General features: G+C 57.9%; 16 protein-coding genes and 3 pseudogenes. 14 read left to right on the plus strand and 5 right to left on the minus strand.

Annotated elements, in window-relative coordinates:
- Nucleotides 1–95: 95 nt before the first annotated feature.
- From BF95_RS15660 to bphC, 5 genes are read right to left on the minus strand one after another with little or no spacing between them, the layout of a single operon-like run.
- Entirely contained in the window at nucleotides 96–683 is a 588-nt protein-coding gene (locus tag BF95_RS15660; protein ID WP_043152414.1) for a 2-hydroxychromene-2-carboxylate isomerase, read from the minus strand.
- Nucleotides 680–1,942: an aromatic ring-hydroxylating dioxygenase subunit alpha gene (locus tag BF95_RS15665; RefSeq protein WP_043152416.1), complete on the minus strand. Its 1,263-nt coding sequence runs from the start codon at nucleotides 1,940–1,942 to the stop codon at nucleotides 680–682. The genes BF95_RS15660 and BF95_RS15665 overlap by 4 nt, the downstream gene beginning before the upstream one ends.
- Before the next feature lie 21 nt (nucleotides 1,943–1,963).
- Nucleotides 1,964–2,452, minus strand: coding sequence for an aromatic-ring-hydroxylating dioxygenase subunit beta (locus BF95_RS15670; protein ID WP_051520061.1), 489 nt, complete (start codon nucleotides 2,450–2,452; stop codon nucleotides 1,964–1,966).
- A gap of 1 nt (nucleotide 2,453) precedes the next feature.
- On the minus strand, nucleotides 2,454–2,780 hold the full coding sequence (locus BF95_RS15675; RefSeq protein ID WP_043152418.1) for a non-heme iron oxygenase ferredoxin subunit: 327 nt from the start codon (nucleotides 2,778–2,780) through the stop codon (nucleotides 2,454–2,456).
- Between the two features lie 53 nt (nucleotides 2,781–2,833).
- A complete protein-coding gene (gene bphC, locus BF95_RS15680) occupies nucleotides 2,834–3,733 on the minus strand; it encodes a biphenyl-2,3-diol 1,2-dioxygenase (protein WP_043152420.1) in 900 nt (299 codons plus the stop codon).
- Between the two features lie 301 nt (nucleotides 3,734–4,034).
- Here bphC and BF95_RS15685 point away from each other — a divergent pair, with 301 nt between their 5' ends.
- The 14 genes and pseudogenes from BF95_RS15685 (at nucleotide 4,035) to dmpG (ending at nucleotide 16,080) form a co-directional block, all read left to right on the plus strand.
- Complete coding sequence (locus BF95_RS15685) at nucleotides 4,035–5,447, plus strand: SRPBCC family protein (RefSeq protein WP_043152422.1); 1,413 nt, start codon at nucleotides 4,035–4,037, stop codon at nucleotides 5,445–5,447.
- Nucleotides 5,444–5,938, plus strand: coding sequence for an aromatic-ring-hydroxylating dioxygenase subunit beta (locus BF95_RS15690; protein ID WP_051520062.1), 495 nt, complete (start codon nucleotides 5,444–5,446; stop codon nucleotides 5,936–5,938). Before BF95_RS15685 ends, BF95_RS15690 begins: the two co-directional genes overlap by 4 nt.
- Nucleotides 5,922–6,944: a PdxA family dehydrogenase gene (locus BF95_RS15695; RefSeq protein ID WP_051520063.1), complete on the plus strand. Its 1,023-nt coding sequence runs from the start codon at nucleotides 5,922–5,924 to the stop codon at nucleotides 6,942–6,944. Before BF95_RS15690 ends, BF95_RS15695 begins: the two co-directional genes overlap by 17 nt.
- On the plus strand, nucleotides 6,941–7,981 hold the full coding sequence (locus BF95_RS15700) for a Rieske 2Fe-2S domain-containing protein (RefSeq protein ID WP_235209794.1): 1,041 nt from the start codon (nucleotides 6,941–6,943) through the stop codon (nucleotides 7,979–7,981). The genes BF95_RS15695 and BF95_RS15700 overlap by 4 nt, the downstream gene beginning before the upstream one ends.
- A 29-nt stretch (nucleotides 7,982–8,010) precedes the next feature.
- Nucleotides 8,011–8,220: a hypothetical protein gene (locus tag BF95_RS29350; RefSeq protein WP_235209795.1), complete on the plus strand. Its 210-nt coding sequence runs from the start codon at nucleotides 8,011–8,013 to the stop codon at nucleotides 8,218–8,220.
- On the plus strand, nucleotides 8,217–8,696 hold the full coding sequence (locus BF95_RS15705; protein WP_043152426.1) for an aromatic-ring-hydroxylating dioxygenase subunit beta: 480 nt from the start codon (nucleotides 8,217–8,219) through the stop codon (nucleotides 8,694–8,696). The genes BF95_RS29350 and BF95_RS15705 overlap by 4 nt, the downstream gene beginning before the upstream one ends.
- 43 nt (nucleotides 8,697–8,739) lie before the next feature.
- Nucleotides 8,740–9,345, plus strand: coding sequence for a glutathione transferase GstA (gene gstA / locus BF95_RS15710; protein ID WP_043152427.1), 606 nt, complete (start codon nucleotides 8,740–8,742; stop codon nucleotides 9,343–9,345).
- Nucleotides 9,346–9,523: 178 nt separating this feature from the next.
- Nucleotides 9,524–10,375, plus strand: a complete 852-nt coding sequence (locus tag BF95_RS15715; RefSeq protein ID WP_043152428.1) for an alpha/beta fold hydrolase — start codon at nucleotides 9,524–9,526, stop codon at nucleotides 10,373–10,375.
- A 20-nt stretch (nucleotides 10,376–10,395) separates the two neighbouring features.
- Complete coding sequence (locus BF95_RS15720) at nucleotides 10,396–11,319, plus strand: catechol 2,3-dioxygenase (protein ID WP_043152429.1); 924 nt, start codon at nucleotides 10,396–10,398, stop codon at nucleotides 11,317–11,319.
- 41 nt (nucleotides 11,320–11,360) lie between these two features.
- Nucleotides 11,361–11,753 carry a GlcG/HbpS family heme-binding protein gene (locus BF95_RS15725; RefSeq protein WP_235209796.1) on the plus strand — a complete coding sequence of 131 codons (393 nt, stop codon included), beginning with the start codon at nucleotides 11,361–11,363 and terminating at the stop codon, nucleotides 11,751–11,753.
- 39 nt (nucleotides 11,754–11,792) lie between these two features.
- A pseudogene (locus BF95_RS15730) lies at nucleotides 11,793–13,276 on the plus strand (2-hydroxymuconic semialdehyde dehydrogenase).
- Between the two features lie 4 nt (nucleotides 13,277–13,280).
- Nucleotides 13,281–14,086, plus strand: a pseudogene (locus BF95_RS15735) (fumarylacetoacetate hydrolase family protein).
- 28 nt (nucleotides 14,087–14,114) lie between these two features.
- A complete protein-coding gene (locus BF95_RS15740) occupies nucleotides 14,115–15,053 on the plus strand; it encodes an acetaldehyde dehydrogenase (acetylating) (RefSeq protein WP_043152460.1) in 939 nt (312 codons plus the stop codon).
- Nucleotides 15,050–16,080, plus strand: a pseudogene (gene dmpG / locus BF95_RS15745) (4-hydroxy-2-oxovalerate aldolase). The gene BF95_RS15740 and the pseudogene dmpG overlap by 4 nt, the downstream one beginning before the upstream one ends.
- Nucleotides 16,081–16,087 lie beyond the last annotated feature (7 nt).

Genomic DNA, 16,087 nt, shown 5'->3' on the forward strand with positions numbered 1-16,087 from the left:
AAACGCCATGCTGTCGAGAGCGACGATGGTTTTTGGACCCACACCTCGGAAGCTCCCATCCATATTAATCTTTTATAAACTTCATACTTTGAATTTTAATCAAGAAGATAACTTTCAAGAAAATCGAGGCGATCGTTGCCCCAGAATATCTGATCATCGACAAACATCATCGGCGCGCCGAATACGCCTCGCTGGTAGGCTTGCGTACGGGCCTTGCGGTATTCGCCCCGGCCCGCGGGTGAAGCGACGAATTCGCACAATGCATCTGCGTCCAATCCAACGTCTTCGGCACAGCCGCGCAACTCATTCCGATCGCGCGGATCAATCCCGATCCCCCAGATTCGGTGGAACGCGGCACTAACAAATGCTTCCGCCCGGCCGTGGCTGCGGGCATAAAGCGCTGCACAGTTCCAATCCGAACAGGCGAAGCTCGCGGGAAACGTCAAAGGTACCCCGTACTTGACCGCCCAGCGCTCCAAATCGGCCATCAGGACCTTTATCTTGGGAACAACTTCGCGGTTGGACGGGCCATAGTTTCCGGCAGCAATCTTCGCCTCCGGAATGTCGATCGGCCAATATTCGATCAGGCAGCCGGTCCTGCGGGCCAAATCAGGCAGTTTCGCCTGCGCGAGGTAGCTGAACGGACTGATGAAATCGAAATAGAAATCGATCTTTTTGGTCATGACGCGGCTCCGTAACCCACTAGCTTTTCGTAGTTTTCCCAGAATCCAACGATTGAGCCCTCGGTGACCAGGTGATCTGCATCGTCCGCACGGCCTCCGCCCATGGCGATGTAAGATTCTGCTTCCATTTCGCCAATGACGGCCCTTTGGACGATTTCGACAGCTTCACCATCTTCCATGGAGATCAGCCCGGCCGGACCGATCAGGTTGGTTTGCTTTTGCCGGATAGCCTGCATCTCGGCATCATCATCAGCGTAGCCGAAATGGGTCCAGACAAGCTCGAAGCCGTCGGTGCCCTTGGTTAGTATCTGCCGCACCGCCAGGGTGTTCTGAATCTGCTGGAGCACCAGATTGGGGAACACTGCGAGGATAACGAGGGTTATGCCATCATCGAATTCCTGCCGACCTTTAAGGAGCGACATGTCCTGCAGCTTGAAATCGGTGTTAAAGGTGCGAGAATCCCCATAGGCCTGCTTATCCGCGGCATCGTCGTTGCTGGCAGCGATCGAGTAAAGCAGCGAATGACGCTTGTTCGCGTCCATCACGCTTTTGCCCGTCTGTGTCGATCGGTATAATCCGAATGTGTTGTGGAACAGGTGGAGTAGGCTTGCGTGATATGGGTCGCGCGTGTTTTCGGCGTAGAGCTTCCAGTTGCCATGCACATGCTGGCGCTGGTCGCCCAGCACCTTGATTGGCTTGCACATGATGCGCTCGATGTGCTCGATCACGATCGGCCCCAAAAAGTCACGCAGCGGTTCAACGGTTTCAGAGAAACTGGCGAAAACCAGACCGCCAATGCTTTCCGCACGGAGCTTTCTCAGGCCGTGTTGCTTCATGTCGAAGTCACCGGGCATGCCGCCCTGACCCTTGAGGCCACGCCGGAATGGGACTCCGATCAGATTGCCTTCCAGATCATAGGCCCACTGATGGTATACGCATTCCAGATTTGGGCGGTTGCCGCGCACTTCGCGGCAAACCAGTGCACCGCGGTGCGCGCAACGATTGACCACGGCATGCACTTTACCGTCACTGGCACGGGTCACTATGACCGGAGTCTCGCCCACGAAGGTTGATTTGAAGTCTCCCGGTTCGGGCACTTCCGCTTCCAGGGCAACGAAAGACCATGTTTCTCCCTGGAAGATATTCTCTTGCTCTCGCCGATAATATTCCGGATCGGTGAATACGCGATACGGTACACGGCACCCGGCAACGTCCGATGCATCCGAATCTTGACTACCCTTAAGCACTGTTTCTGGCATAAGTAAAATCTCACAATCGGCTTATATTGGACGTACCATCATTGTATCTATGACATTCGTGTCAAATACAGCGACTTTCGATGTAAAGAGCGGTTTCTCTCCGCTACAGTCGATTTCATCGATATATTTGCCGGAATTGTATATTTCCGTACGACCGTCCGCTCGAGTCATGAATACGGTGTAATTTGTTTGAGCCGTGATCTTTAATTCGTGTTCTGACACGATGCGAGTAGGCCCCAGAATATGACGATAGCTGTGCACCGGAAAGATATTTGCTTTGCGCAAGGATACGATGCGGTCGACCAGCATGCCTTTGCTATCGCAGAATATCGCCGAGACGGTCAGATTGCGGTCATGGTTCTCGCGCGCGATAACCTTGTAAATGCAGTCGTCCGCGAACAGCTCTGGCCATTCCTCAAGTCGATCATCATCTATCCACTCGGCATGGATGGCGTTGATTTCGGTTGCAAGATACTGCAAGCGAAGGCGCTCGGAAATGTTCGGATCCATCTCAGGCCACTCCTTCCAGTTGATCGATGCAGACCCACCCGTCTTCGATCCTGACGGGGTAAGTCTTGATCGCAACCTGGCAAGGAAAGGCCTTCGCCGCCCCAGTGGCGATATCGAACGATCCACCATGAAATGGGCATTCGATGATGCCGCCATCTTGGTACCCATCAGTCAGCATTGCGTTTCCATGGGTGCACATGTTGTCGGTGACGAAGATATCACCATCGACGTTGTAGACAGCCAGCGCGGGCAGTTGCTCCAGAAACACTCCGACCGGTTCGCCATCCTTGACGTCAGCAACCGGGCAAAGACGTACCTTACTTGTCATCGTGCTTCGTAATCCTTTGATGTATTTGATATAGCAGCCAGTCTGGAGGCGGCTTACTGGAGAGGAACATCCATGCCGTACCCCTGGGCCTCATTGCCGTGACCGAAAATGTCGCGGGTGTAGAATTCCTGCTGGGCAGGCGCCTTACGAGCACCCCAACCAAATTCCCACAGCCAGCCAGAAGGGTTGGCGCAGTAGAAGGTGAGGGCCAAATCGTTGGCATGCTTGCCGAGCTGAAGCGCGACATCAATCTGACGCTCGCGCACGATGTCGTGGGCGAGCCCGAGGTCGTCCAGTTCGGTATATTCAAACATCAGATGGTTAATGCGCTTTTCCATCGGGCCGAGGCCGAAGGCGACCGAGTGCTGCCGTTCATTGCAATGCATGAAGTACGGCATGGCCACCATGCCGTTGGGCAGATGCAACTGGTATTCAACCGATCCGCGCAGCCCCAACAGGCGGTAAAACGCGGCTGCGGCTTCGACATCGTCTTGGCGCAGGATGCAGTGACCGATCCCCTCCGACCCGGTGACGAATTTGCCGAACATGGGGCGTCCGGGATGGAAAGGCTTGTGGGCATCCACTTGCGGGCCGTAGAAGATTTCGGTGGGGTTTCCACCGGGATCGGTCAACTTGGCCAGGCCGAGCACGCGGCGCTCGCGGGCTTCGGCATCGCTCGCCACAGTCACTGCTATCCCGGCGTTGGTCAGCTTTTCAACCATTGCCTCGAACTCGGTCGGATCACCAAGCCGCCAGCCCATGTAGGCGAGATCGTCAGTGTCGCCTTTGATAAGTGCTATGCGATGATGCCACAGATCCATCCGGAGATAGATGCGATCACTCTCACCTTCGTCGACGACTTCCATTCCGGCAACCTCTGCTGCGTAGGCTCGCCACGCATCGAGATCTGTCACTGACATGCCGAGATATCCAAGTTCGCTGACCGATGACATTGACTGCTCTCCCAAAATTGCCGCCTTTTTTGGCGCTGTGTCCAGCATGCTCGACGACGCTAAACATGCGGCTTCGGCACCTAATCTGGAAACTCTATTAGGCGAATGTTTCGCTGGGTGCAATACGTTGCACTGAATAATTTTTAGCGGTAGGATAGCGGCCTGGCATTGGCTGGTTGATTCGCCGACAGGTGATTGGCGAACTGGTAACTGTTCAGCGACCGGCATTTGCAATGGCGCCGGGGCCAATTGATCGCAGAAGCGACGTCGGGTCAAAAGGACGATGCGGGAGAGACAGGTAATGAACGCGAAAGAACGACTGGTTGGGCGTATCGCCAACCTGCAGGTCCTGCGGGGACGGCTCCAATCCTGGTTGGCCAAGGATGAAACGCGCGGCGTCTATAAAGTAGATCGTGCAGCTTTTACCGACCCCGAGATTTTCGAGCTTGAGCTTAAGTATGTCTTCGAACGCAACTGGGTGTTCGTTTCGCATGAAAGTCAGGTCGCTAAGCCCAACGATTTTATCACAACCAAAATTGGCAGAGTGCCTGTCATTATAACCCGTGATAAGACGGGGGTGCTTCGCGGAATGGTGAATGCTTGCGCGCATCGGGGCGCGCGCGTCTGCCGTGAAAAGGCCGGAAATAAAAAGAATTTCATGTGCCCGTTCCATGGATGGACCTATTCATCGGCAGGCGATTTGCTTGATGTGACGGAAGAGGCGGCTGGTGGCTACGCGCCTGGATTCGACAAGGCTGATCTTGGTCTGCCGCAAATTGCGCGCCTTGAAAGCTATCGCGGCTTCATCTTCGCCAGCCTTTCCGACGACGTCTTGCCGCTTGAGGATTATCTTGCAGGGTCGAAAAAGTTCATCGATCTGCTGGTCGATCAATCCAAGACCGGAGAGCTTGAGGTAATCCCTGGCGCGACCCGATATCGTTATCGGGGCAACTGGAAGTTGCAGGTTGAAAACGGTCTGGACGGATACCACGTCAGCACTGTGCATGCGAACTACTTCATGACCGTTCAAAGGCGTGTGCTGGGCGTATCTAAGAACGATACGAAAGCTATCGATTTGGCCAATTACAATCGACAGGATGGTGGGTCATTCTCTTTCGAGAATGGTCATGCAGTCCTGTGGATGGACTACGCCAACTTCATTGACCGGCCGAACTTTGAAATTCTTGACTGGCTGACTGCCAATCACGGAGAGGAGAAGTCGTTGTGGATGAACAAGCGGATCCGCAATCTCCAACTTTTCCCCAATGTGTTCTTGATGGACCAGAGCAGTAGCCAGATCAGAATCATTCACCCGATTTCGGTCGATGAAACGGAAGTCACGACCTATTGCATCGCGCCTGTTGGTGAGAGTGCTGAGGCCCGGGCCTTGCGGCTTCGGCAGTATGAAGACTTCTTCAACGCCAGCGGCATGGCGACGCCCGATGACCTGACCGAGTTCAACAACTGCCAGGCCGGTTTCGCTGCCGGTGAAGGCCGGATGAACGACATGTCGCGTGGCGCCACAAGGTGGGAGAAGGACGCTGGACATTTTGGTGCAGGCTTGGGTGTGGACGCCGTCCTCAGCAGTCCCTCCGTGGCTGACGAAGGCCTTTATGTCGCGATCCATGATGAGTGGGTGAACCGTATGAATTCGGCGATCGATCGCGAAGGCGCTGAACTGATGGCGTTTGGGGACAAGGAGCCGGTTTTGTGAATGACGTCGATGCAAAATGGCTGTCGGTGTTGCGCTTCCTTGGGCGAGAAGCCCAGGCGCTGGACGAGAAGGACTGGGATTCCTGGTTGTCGCTCTACGACGAGGAGGCTGAATATTGGGTGCCTGCCTGGGATGATAGTGAACGCCTGACCGCCGATCCGAAGCGTGAAATCTCGCTGATCTATTATCATAACCGGGGCGGGCTGGAAGATCGGGTGTTTCGCATCCGGACCGGTCGGTCTTCATCCAGTACGCCTGCTCCACGGACGCAGCATATGTTCACGCTGCTGTCGGTCGAGGATACCGCTGCTGGTTTGCAGGTGCGAACCTCATGGACCGTCACTTCGGTGCTTGAGGGAGATGTCACCGTTTACAGCGGATCCGCGCACTACGACCTTGCGCCAGCAGGAAATTCCTTTGTGATCAAACGCAAGAAGACGATCGTGATCAACGACGTCGCAAGGACGATGCTCGATGTCTACAGTATCTGACCGGCCAATGGGTTCGCTTGGCGCACGGCCGGTCGTTGGAACGCTGATCGGCGACCCTGCCGGGATCGGTCCGCAGGTTGCGGTCAAGGCGCTTGCGAGCGGGCAGGTTCACGAGGTGTCGGTCCCGGTTCTGGTCGGGTCGTCCGCGGCCGTCGAACGGGCCATCGACATGACTGGGGTCAAAGCACGCGTGCGTGCCATGAAGTCGCTCGAGACGCCCAGTGACGATCCGGGCGTGATTGATGTGATCGACACGGGTGCCTTGCCTGCCGGGGTTCTGCCGCTGGGCGAAGACACTGAGGCGGCGGGGCACGCGACGGCGCAATGGCTTGATGAGCTTGATGCGCTGGCGCGGGACGGATCCTTTGCGGCGACGATCATGGGACCGATCAGTACCGGTTCGCTGAAGATGGCCGGCAAGCTGGACAAGGTTATCAGCCCCACGCCCGGCGAGAGCTATCTCGTTTTGCTGACCGGCCCCTTGCGGGTTGCGCATCTTACTGATCATTTGTCCTTGCGTCAGGTGATCGATGTCATTTCCGCTGATCTGGTGGCCAAGGCCATCGGTCAGGTGAATGATGCCATGCGGTCCTGGGGCATTGCCAAGCCGCGCATTGCGGTTGCCGGGCTCAATCCCCACGCCATGGGCGATGAGGAACGACTGGCCATCGTGCCGGGTGTCGAGCGGGCCAAGGCCATGGGCATCGCCGTTGAAGGACCGGTCGCGCCGGATTCGGTCTTTCGCCAGTGCATCGAGGGCCGTTACGACATGGTTCTCGCGATGTTCCACGATCAGGGCCATATTGCGGTCAAGACCTGGGGATTTTCGGGCAACTGCGTAATCATAATGGGGCCGCCCTATCTCCACATGTCGGTCGCCCATGGCACCGCCTACGACATTGTCGGTTCAGGCAAGGCGGACGCGGCGATGATGCTCAGCGCGATGCGCACCTGTGGGCGGCTCGCATCTGGGCAGGGATTTGAACTTGAAGGAGAAGCGAAATGAACACTCAAGCACGGGTTGAGGCCCAGCGATCAATCCCCACGGCGATCGACTATAAGGTCTATCACGACCCCGAAATCTTCGCTGCGGAACAGAGCAACGTCTTCAAAGGGCGCACCTGGTGTTACCTTGGACTAGAAGCCGAAATTGCCAATGCAGGCGATTTTCGGACGAGCCATGTCGGTGAAACACCAGTGGTCCTGGTGCGCGGTCAGGACGGCAAGATTTTCGCCTGGGTCAACCGCTGCGCACACAAGGGGGCAACCGTGTGCCGCTCGCTGCGCGGTAACCAGGCCGATGGCGCTTTCGTCTGCGTCTATCACCAGTGGGCTTACGATTCCGAAGGAACGCTGGTTGGCGTGCCGTTCCGGCGCGGCATGAAGGGCGTCGGCGGCTATGACAAGGATTTCGATCCGGCCAATCACTCGCTCGAGAAGCTGCGGGTTGAGAGCTACAAGGGCATGGTTTTCGGCACGTTTTCGTCCGAGATAGAGCCGCTCGAAGATTTTCTAGGCCCCGTGATGCGCAAATATATCGACCGGGTTTTTCATCGCCCGATCAAGGTTTTGGGCTACGCGCGTCAGTATATGTCTGGCAACTGGAAGCTCTATTCCGAAAACAGCCGTGATAGCTATCACGGAGCCTTGCTACATCTTTTCTACCCGACCTTCGGCATTTACCGCCAAAGCCAGGACAGCGCGGGGGAACTTACCGAGCAGGGCTTCCATAACGTCTTTACCGTGTCCAAGCCCAAGGGCGACATCGATTACACGTCGTTCGGCGACGAAGCCAATCGGGAGATGCAAGGAGCTACGAAATTGCAGGACGAAAGACTGTTGCAATTCCGGCCCGAAATTGACGACGATGTGGGGCTGCACATCCAGTCGCTGTTCCCCAACGTGGTGTTGCAGCAAATCCAGAACACGCTGGCGACCCGTCAGATCGTGACGCTTGGCCCTGACAAGACAGAGCTGGTCTGGACTTACTTTGGCTATGCGACGATGATGAGGAAACAACGCGGCACCGCCTGCGCAACCTGAATCTTGTTGGGCCCTCCGGGCTGATATCGATGGAGGACGGCGAAGCGGTCGAGCTTTGCCAGCAGGGTACCATCGGGGCGGAAGGCAAGTTTAATTTCATCGAAATGGGTGGCGACGATGTGCGCGAATATTACGCGCCGATGGGCATGGATGAGAACGCCGTGCGTGGATTCTGGAAAGGGTATCTGGAATTGATGGGTGATGCCTTGTCGGCCTCGACAGTGGGGGTGCCAGCATGACAATCGCCGATCCCGTTCTGCAAGGTCTGATCGATTCCCTGAACGCCGCTTACGGCCTATGCCTCGATGACGGGCGCCTTGAAGATTGGCCCGAGTTCTTTGTTGAAGATTGCCTCTACCAGGTGATCGCTCGCGAGAATGTCGACAATGGCCTGCCTGCCGCAGTGATGTATTGTGATAGCAAGGGGATGCTGGTTGATCGCGTGGTGGCCCTGCGCCATGCCAACGTGTTCCCCGAACAATTCAGTCGTCATCTAATCTCTCGGGCGGTGGTGACCGGGAGCGACGGGAACACGGTGACGGCGGAGGCCAGCTATGCTGTGCTGCAAACCCGCAATGACGGTGAAACGCGCATCTATAATGCCGGGAAGTATATCGACAGGTTGCTGGTCAAGGATGGCGCGGCAAGGTTGATTAGCCGGACGTGCGTCTACGACACCCATCGGATCGCGACCCTGCTGGCGACCCCGATCTGACGGCCGTAATTTTTTACCGACAAAAGACAAGAGGAGAAACACAATGCAGTTGTTCATCAGTCCGGGCGCCTGTTCGCTTGCACCGCATATTGCCCTGCGCGAAGCCGGCGCGGATTTCGAGGCGGTCAAGGTCGATCTCTCAACCCGCAAAACCGAAGCAGGCGACGATTTTCTGGCCGTTAATCCATCCGGGAAGGTACCTGCGCTGACCCTGGACAACGGTCAGAGCCTGACCGAGAACCCAGCAATTCTGCTCTATATCGCCGATCAAAATCCCGGAGTCGGCTTGGCGCCAGCCGAGGGCAGCATTGAGCGCTATCAGCTGTTGAGCCGCCTCAGCTTTCTCGGCTCGGAATTCCACAAGGCCTTTGTGCCCCTGTTCACTCCCGGAACGTCCGATGAGGTCAAGGCGGCGGCCGCGGTGTTGGTCAAGAATCACCTGGCAGCGCTCGACAAGGAGCTGGACGGACGCGATCACTACGTCGGAGATTCGTTCAGCGTCGCCGATATCTACCTATTCGTGATGCTTGGATGGCCCGGACATGTGGGCATCGATATGTCTGCATATCCCGCGCTCGGCACTTATGCCGGCAAGATCGCGCAGCGTCCCGCTGTGGGTGCAGCGCTAAAGGCCGAAGGCCTAGCATGAGGTAGCTCGCGCACCGCTCGCAGGTATACGGCGAGTATAATGCATTCGCTAATTGCCAACGCGTTCTGTTTTGTGCAATAAAGCTGAAAATGATTCTAGCGCCCGCCTATAATGTTTTCCGTCAAGATGACGGGAGGCGCTTAGGCTTGAAGGCGGTAAAGGCGCGATCGGGAGAGATATGGTCACCGCAACGAAAGAAGATCCACGCCCCGAGATTGGCAAGTCGCTGGTAGTCGATGGCAGTGTGACCAACTACCATGATGTGGGCGAAGGGCCGCCAGTCGTGCTTATCCATGGATCGGGACCAGGTGTCACGGCATGGGCTAACTGGCGGCTCAATATGCCAGCTCTTGCAAAACAGTTCCGGGTGATTGCGCCGGACATGTACGGATTTGGTTATTCCGATTCCAAGGGCCGTATCGAAGACAAGCAGATCTGGGTCGACCAGATTGCCGCCCTGCTTGACGGGCTTGGCATCGACAAGGTGTCAATGGTGGGCAATTCGTTCGGTGGCGGCATTGCGCTGGCTTTCACGATCGCGCATCCTGATCGAGTCGAGCGGGCGGTCCTTATGGGACCGGCCGGTCTTGAGTTCCCGATCACGCCAGCGCTCGATGAGGTCTGGGGCTATGTTCCCTCGGTCGAGGCCATGCGCTCGTCGCTCGAATATCTTGCCTGGGATCACAGCAGGCTGACCGACGATCTGATCAAGTCGCGATACGAAGCAAGTATGCGTCCTGGTGCACAGGAACCGTATCATGCGACCTTTGGCGGCGCGGACCGTCAAGCCAATATCGCGATGCTGGCAAGCCGCGAAGAAGACATTGCGGCGCTGCAACACGAAATGCTGGTGCTGCATGGCCGGTTCGATGAGGTTATTCCACTGGAGTCGAGCGTGCGCTTGGCAACGCTGCTGCCTCGTGCTGACTTGAACGTGTTCGGCGAATGCGGGCACTGGGTCCAGATTGAGCGCATGGTCAGCTTTAACCGAGTTGTGTCTGAATTTTTCAGCAACGGCCTCAAGGGCTGACGCATGCAAGGAGAACTGAAATGGCTTTGACCGGTGTAATCCGCCCTGGATATGTGCAACTGCGGGTCCTCGATCTCGATGAGGCTATTGTTCATTATCGTGACCGGATTGGTCTCAATCTCGTCAGCGTCGAGGATGGGCGTGCCTTTTTCCAGGCGTTCGACGAATTCGACCGCCACAGCATTATCCTGCGCGAAGCCGATACCGCTGGGCTTGACCGCATGGCGTTCAAGGTCGCGAAAGACTCCGATCTTGATCATTTTGCCGAACGCCTGCTCGATGCGGGAGTGAACGTCGATGTCATTCCCGCTGGCGAAGATCCGGGTGTCGGACGCAAAATCCGCTTCAACGCGCCGACCGCGCATGTGTTTGACCTATACGCAGAAATGGAGCTGTCCGAAACCGGGCCGGCGGTCCGCAATCCTGATGTCTGGATAGCCGAACCGCGTGGCATGCGGGCAACCCGCTTTGATCACTGCGCGCTCAACGGCGTGGACATCTCGGCGAGCGCCAAGATCTTCGTGGAAGTTCTCGACTTCTCAGTAACCGAGGAACTGGTCGACGAAAGTACCGGGGCACGTCTCGGTATCTTCCTTTCATGCAGCAACAAGGCCCATGATGTCGCTTTTCTGGGTTATCCGGAAGATGGCCGGATCCACCACACTTCGTTCAACCTCGAATCCTGGAACGATGTTGGGCACGCGGCTGACATTATCAGTCGCTACGATATTTCGCTCGACATCGGCCCGACGCGCCACGGGATCACTCGCGGCCAGACGATCTATTTCTTCGATCCGTCGGGCAACCGCAACGAGACGTTCAGCGGCGGCTATATCTATTACCCCGACAACCCGCGCCGTATGTGGCAGGCAGAAAACGCGGGTAAGGCGATCTTCTATTACGAGAAGGCGCTGAACGAACGCTTCATGACGGTAAACACCTGATCATGGACGGTTTGGTGACAATCCGGACAATCGGACACGGCTTGGCCGCACAAGCGGTTTCGGCCGCCGTCGCCAAGGGCGAGGAAGCCGGTTACCCGGTCGTTGCCGCCATCATCGGTGGAGGAGGCGAACTGGCGGCTCTGCTGCGCGCGAGCGGTACACCCTTTCCCTCGTCACAAATTGCCCAGGACAAGGCCTATACCGCCGCCAGCTTTCGGGTTGCGACGCCTGACGTGTACAAGATGGTTTCAGGCAATCCGGCGCTGAGCGACGGGATAACCGTTCAGCCGGGGATCGTGATGTTTGGCGGGGGACTTCCCATCGTTATCGATGGCGAATTCGTCGGTGCAATCGGCGTCTCTGGTGGATCTGAAGAACTCGACATTGCCTGCGCCAACGCTGGCCTCTCCGCAATCGGCGCAGAGCAGCAGTGAGCGGCCAGTGCAATAATACATTGGGACGATAGAAATCAAATGACTACCAATTCGCCTCGACCTGTAGCCGACCACATACTCAATTTCATTGGGGGTTCCTATCGCAAGGGCAGCCAAGGAAAGACCTTTGACAACGTCAATCCGGCAACGGGACAAACAATCGGCACGGTTTATGAGGCAAGCGAAGCCGATGTCGCCGATGCAGTGGCGGCCGCTAAAGCGGCTCTTGATGGTCCTTGGGGCAAGATGACGACTGCCGAGAGGGTTAAGTTGATCGTCGCGGTGGCCGCCGAAATCGAGCGCCGTGCGGATGATTTTCTCGATGCCGAAGTGGCCGATACGGGCAAGCCCCGTCACGTGGCTTCGCACATCGACATTCCTCGCGGCGCGGCGAATTTCCGCATGTTCGCGGACGTTATCGCGACGATGCCAGGTGAATCCTTCACCACGCCGACGCCCGATGGTGGGCAGGCGATCAATTATGCCGTGCGCAAGGCCAAGGGCGTGATCGCGGTGATCTGCCCGTGGAACTTCCCGTTGCTGCTGATGACCTGGAAGGTCGGACCGGCGCTAGCTGCGGAAACACAGTGGTGGTCAAGCCTTCGGAGGAAACCCCCCGAACAGCAGCGCTACTAGGCGAAGTCATGAACGCGGTGGGGATGCCCCAAGGCGTCTACAACGTCGTCCATGGTTTCGGCGGCGGCTCGGCAGGCGAGTTTCTGACCTCCAACAAGGATGTCGATGCGATCACTTTTACCGGCGAGACCGGAACCGGGCAGGCGATCATGCAAAAGGCTGCAGTCGGGGTCCGCGACGTTTCTTTCGAGCTCGGCGGAAAGAATGCGGCGATCGTCTTCGCCGACGCTGATCTCGACAAGGCGATTGAGGGCCTGTCACGCTCGGTCTTCCTCAACACCGGGCAGGTCTGTCTCGGCACAGAGAGGGTCTATGTCGAGCGGCCTCTGTTCGATGAGTTCGTCCGGCGGATGACGCTGGCGGCGCAGGCATTCAAGCCCGGTTCCATGGGCGATCCGGCCTACCTTGGGCCGTTGAGCAGCGCAGAGCACCGCGATAAGGTGCTAGGCTATTACGCGAAAGCGGTCGAAGAAGGGGCGACGGTTGTCACCGGCGGCGGCGTTCCGAAAGTCGAAGGCGATCAGGCGGGCGGCTTCTACGTGGAGCCGACGCTGTGGACCGGACTTGCGCACGATGCCACGGTGATCCGGGAGGAAATCTTCGGTCCGTGCTGCGGGGTAATCCCGTTCGACTCCGAAGACGAGGTTATCGCGCTGGCCAACGACACCGACTACGGATTGTGCGCGACCGTGTGGACCGAAAACGTTTCGCGCGCGCACCGGGTGGCAGCGGCGATGCAGGTCGGTGTGTGCTGGGTCAATTGCTGGTTCCTGCGCGATCTGCGCACGGCGTTTGGCGGGTCTGGCCATTCCGGGATCGGCCGGGAGGGTGGTGTCCACAGCCTCGAATTCTACACCGAAACCGCAAACATTTGCGTGAAGCTCTGAGATTATGACCATGGAAACCACGATAGACCCTCGGGTCATTCAACAAGCCGCCGAAATGCTGCGTGGAGCTGCGACAAGCGGAACACCCGTGGCGCCGGTTCGCGATCTCATTTCGCGGGCGGGGTTGATGCTGCCTATGCCGTGCAGGAGGTCAATACCCGGCACTATGTCGACAGCGGACGAAGACTGGTAGGCCGCAAGATCGGCCTCACTTCGCTTGCGGTCCAGCGGCAGCTTGGCGTCGACCAGCCCGATTACGGCATGCTGTTTGCCGATATGGACGTGCCCGAAGGCATACCGATCTCGCTCAATCAGGTGATCCAGCCCAAGGTCGAAGCCGAGATCGCGATTGTCATCGGTCGCGACCTGCCGCATCCCGATCTGACGACCGCAGAAATGATCCGCGCGGTTGAATATGTCGTGCCGGCCATCGAGATCGTCGACAGCCGGGTGGCCAATTGGGACATCCGCATCTGGGACACCGTGGCCGATAACGCCTCGAGCGGGCTGTTCGTGCTGGGCGCGGTTCCGCGCAAGCTCGATGGGCTCGATCTGCGTGAATGCGGCATGGTGATGGAGATCAAGGGCGAACCCATTTCGGTCGGCGCTGGTATCGCCTGCCTGGGCAGCCCGATCACCGCAGCATTGTGGCTGGCACGGGTCATGGCGCGGGTCGGTCGGCCGATGCTTGAAGGCGACGTGATCCTGTCTGGTGCGCTCGGTCCGATGGCCGGGGTAAACCGCGGCGATGTCGTCGAGGCGAGAATCAATGGAGTTGGAACAGTTCGCGCAGAATTCGCCGCGGACTGAAACTGAAGATTGGATGAAAGGCAAGCGTATGGCCAAGATGAAATGTGCGATCATCGGCTCAGGCAATATTGGTACTGATCTGATGATCAAGATGCTCAAGGGTTCGGATGTGCTCGAACTCGCTGCGGTGGTCGGCATCGACCCAGCATCGGAGGGGCTGGCGATGGCCCGCGAGCGCGGTGTGACGACCACCCATGAGGGGATGGACGGGCTGCGCAAGCTGCCGGTTTATCCGGAGATCGGAATCGTCTTCGATGCAACCTCGGCTTACGCCCACAAGGAGCATGATGCCGTGCTGCAGCAGGACGGCAAGCTGGTCGTTGACCTGACGCCTGCTGCTTTGGGGCCGTTTTTCGTGCCCCCGGTAGGAAATGTGCTCGATAGCAGCGTCCGCAACGTGAACATGGTCACCTGCGGTGGCCAGGCGACCATCCCGATCGTCGCAGCGGTATCACGCGTGAGTCCTGTCCATTACGCAGAAATTGTCGCATCGGTATCATCGCGTTCGGCAGGGCCGGGCACCCGCGCCAATATCGACGAGTTCACCCGGACCACCGCTAAGGCGATCGAGGTCGTCGGCGGAGCGCGCCGCGGACGCGCGATTATCATCCTCAATCCGGCTGAACCGCCGATGATCATGCGCGATACGATCTTCACGCTGACCGATCAGGTTGATGAGGATCTTATCCGCCAGTCGGTGCAGGACATGGTGCAGACCGTCCAGTCCTACGTCCCCGGCTATCGCCTCAAGCAGGAGGTGCAGTTTGAACGGTTTGGTTCCAACCATCCGCTGAAAATTCCCGGCTACGGCGAGTTCGTCGGTCTCAAGACCAGCGTTTTCCTCGAGGTAGAGGGGGCGGGCGATTACCTGCCAAAATATTCCGGCAACCTCGACATTATGACCGCTGCGGCCAAGGCGGCCGGCGAGCGGATTGCACTGCAGAACCTAGAAAGGGTGGCAGCATGACTTTCAACCCTGAAACCGGCAAGCTTTACATCCAAGATGTCACCCTGCGTGACGGGATGCATGCCATCCTTCACATGTATGGCACTGACAGCGTCCGCACGATCGCCAAGGCCCTGGACGATGCCGGTGTCGACGCCATCGAAGTGTCGCACGGCGATGGTCTCAACGGCACGTCATTCAATTATGGCTTTGGCTCTCACACCGACTGGGAATGGATCGAGGCGGCAGCGACGTGATCAAACGGGCGGTGCTGACCACGCTGCTGGTGCCTGGCATCGGCACTGTCGAAGAGCTTCGCCGCGCTTACGCATTGGGTGTTCGCTCGGTGCGGGTCGCGACCCATTGCACCGAGGCAGACGTTGCCAAGCAGCATATCGGTATCGCCCGCGATCTGGGCATGGATGTATCGGGCTTTCTGATGATGAGCCACATGATCGACGCCGAGGCGCTGGCCCAGCAGGCCTTGCTGATGGAAAGCTACGGCGCGCACTGCGTTTATGTGACCGACAGCGGCGGCGCGCTTGACATGGACGGTGTGCGCGAACGGCTGCGGGCCTACGACCGCGTGCTCAAGCCGGAAACCCAGCGCGGCATGCATGCCCACCACAACTTGTCGCTCGGTGTCGCGAATTCGATCGTTGCTGCTCAGGAAGGGGCCGTGCGGATTGACGCCAGCCTCGCCGGGATGGGCGCGGGAGCGGGCAATGCTCCGCTCGAAGTGTTCGTTGCTGCGGCCGACCGAAAGGGCTGGAACCATGGATGCGACGTGATGGCGCTGATGGACGCAGCAGAAGATCTGGTCCGTCCGCTTCAGGATCGCCCGGTGCGGGTCGACCGCGAGACGCTGAGCCTGGGTTATGCCGGTGTCTATTCAAGCTTCCTTCGTCACGCGGAAAAGGCGGCCGAACAATACGGCCTCGACACCCGCGAAATTCTGATCGAGCTGGGTAAGCGGCGTATGGTTGGCGGGCAGGAAGACATGATTGTCGATGTTGCGCTCGATCTCGTTTCTGTGCGGGCAGCATAGGCGATGG

It is taken from the genome of Sphingobium sp. Ant17 (genome assembly GCF_000588875.1).
In the GTDB taxonomy this organism is placed as follows: Bacteria; Pseudomonadota; Alphaproteobacteria; order Sphingomonadales; family Sphingomonadaceae; genus Sphingobium.

Excerpts from the sequence above, each read along its gene's own strand:
- BF95_RS15660 (WP_043152414.1), bottom strand. The coding sequence starts at position 683 with ATGACCAAAAAGATCGATTTCTATTTCGATTTCATCAGTCCGTTCAGC.
- BF95_RS15665 (WP_043152416.1), bottom strand. The coding sequence starts at position 1,942 with ATGCCAGAAACAGTGCTTAAGGGTAGTCAAGATTCGGATGCATCGGAC.
- BF95_RS15670 (WP_051520061.1), bottom strand. The coding sequence starts at position 2,452 with ATGGATCCGAACATTTCCGAGCGCCTTCGCTTGCAGTATCTTGCAACC.
- BF95_RS15675 (WP_043152418.1), bottom strand. The coding sequence starts at position 2,780 with ATGACAAGTAAGGTACGTCTTTGCCCGGTTGCTGACGTCAAGGATGGC.
- bphC (WP_043152420.1), bottom strand. The coding sequence starts at position 3,733 with ATGTCATCGGTCAGCGAACTTGGATATCTCGGCATGTCAGTGACAGAT.
- BF95_RS15685 (WP_043152422.1), top strand. The coding sequence starts at position 4,035 with ATGAACGCGAAAGAACGACTGGTTGGGCGTATCGCCAACCTGCAGGTC.
- BF95_RS15695 (WP_051520063.1), top strand. The coding sequence starts at position 5,922 with ATGTCTACAGTATCTGACCGGCCAATGGGTTCGCTTGGCGCACGGCCG.
- BF95_RS15700 (WP_235209794.1), top strand. The coding sequence starts at position 6,941 with ATGAACACTCAAGCACGGGTTGAGGCCCAGCGATCAATCCCCACGGCG.
- BF95_RS29350 (WP_235209795.1), top strand. The coding sequence starts at position 8,011 with ATGGAGGACGGCGAAGCGGTCGAGCTTTGCCAGCAGGGTACCATCGGG.
- BF95_RS15705 (WP_043152426.1), top strand. The coding sequence starts at position 8,217 with ATGACAATCGCCGATCCCGTTCTGCAAGGTCTGATCGATTCCCTGAAC.
- gstA (WP_043152427.1), top strand. The coding sequence starts at position 8,740 with ATGCAGTTGTTCATCAGTCCGGGCGCCTGTTCGCTTGCACCGCATATT.
- BF95_RS15715 (WP_043152428.1), top strand. The coding sequence starts at position 9,524 with ATGGTCACCGCAACGAAAGAAGATCCACGCCCCGAGATTGGCAAGTCG.
- BF95_RS15720 (WP_043152429.1), top strand. The coding sequence starts at position 10,396 with ATGGCTTTGACCGGTGTAATCCGCCCTGGATATGTGCAACTGCGGGTC.
- BF95_RS15740 (WP_043152460.1), top strand. The coding sequence starts at position 14,115 with ATGGCCAAGATGAAATGTGCGATCATCGGCTCAGGCAATATTGGTACT.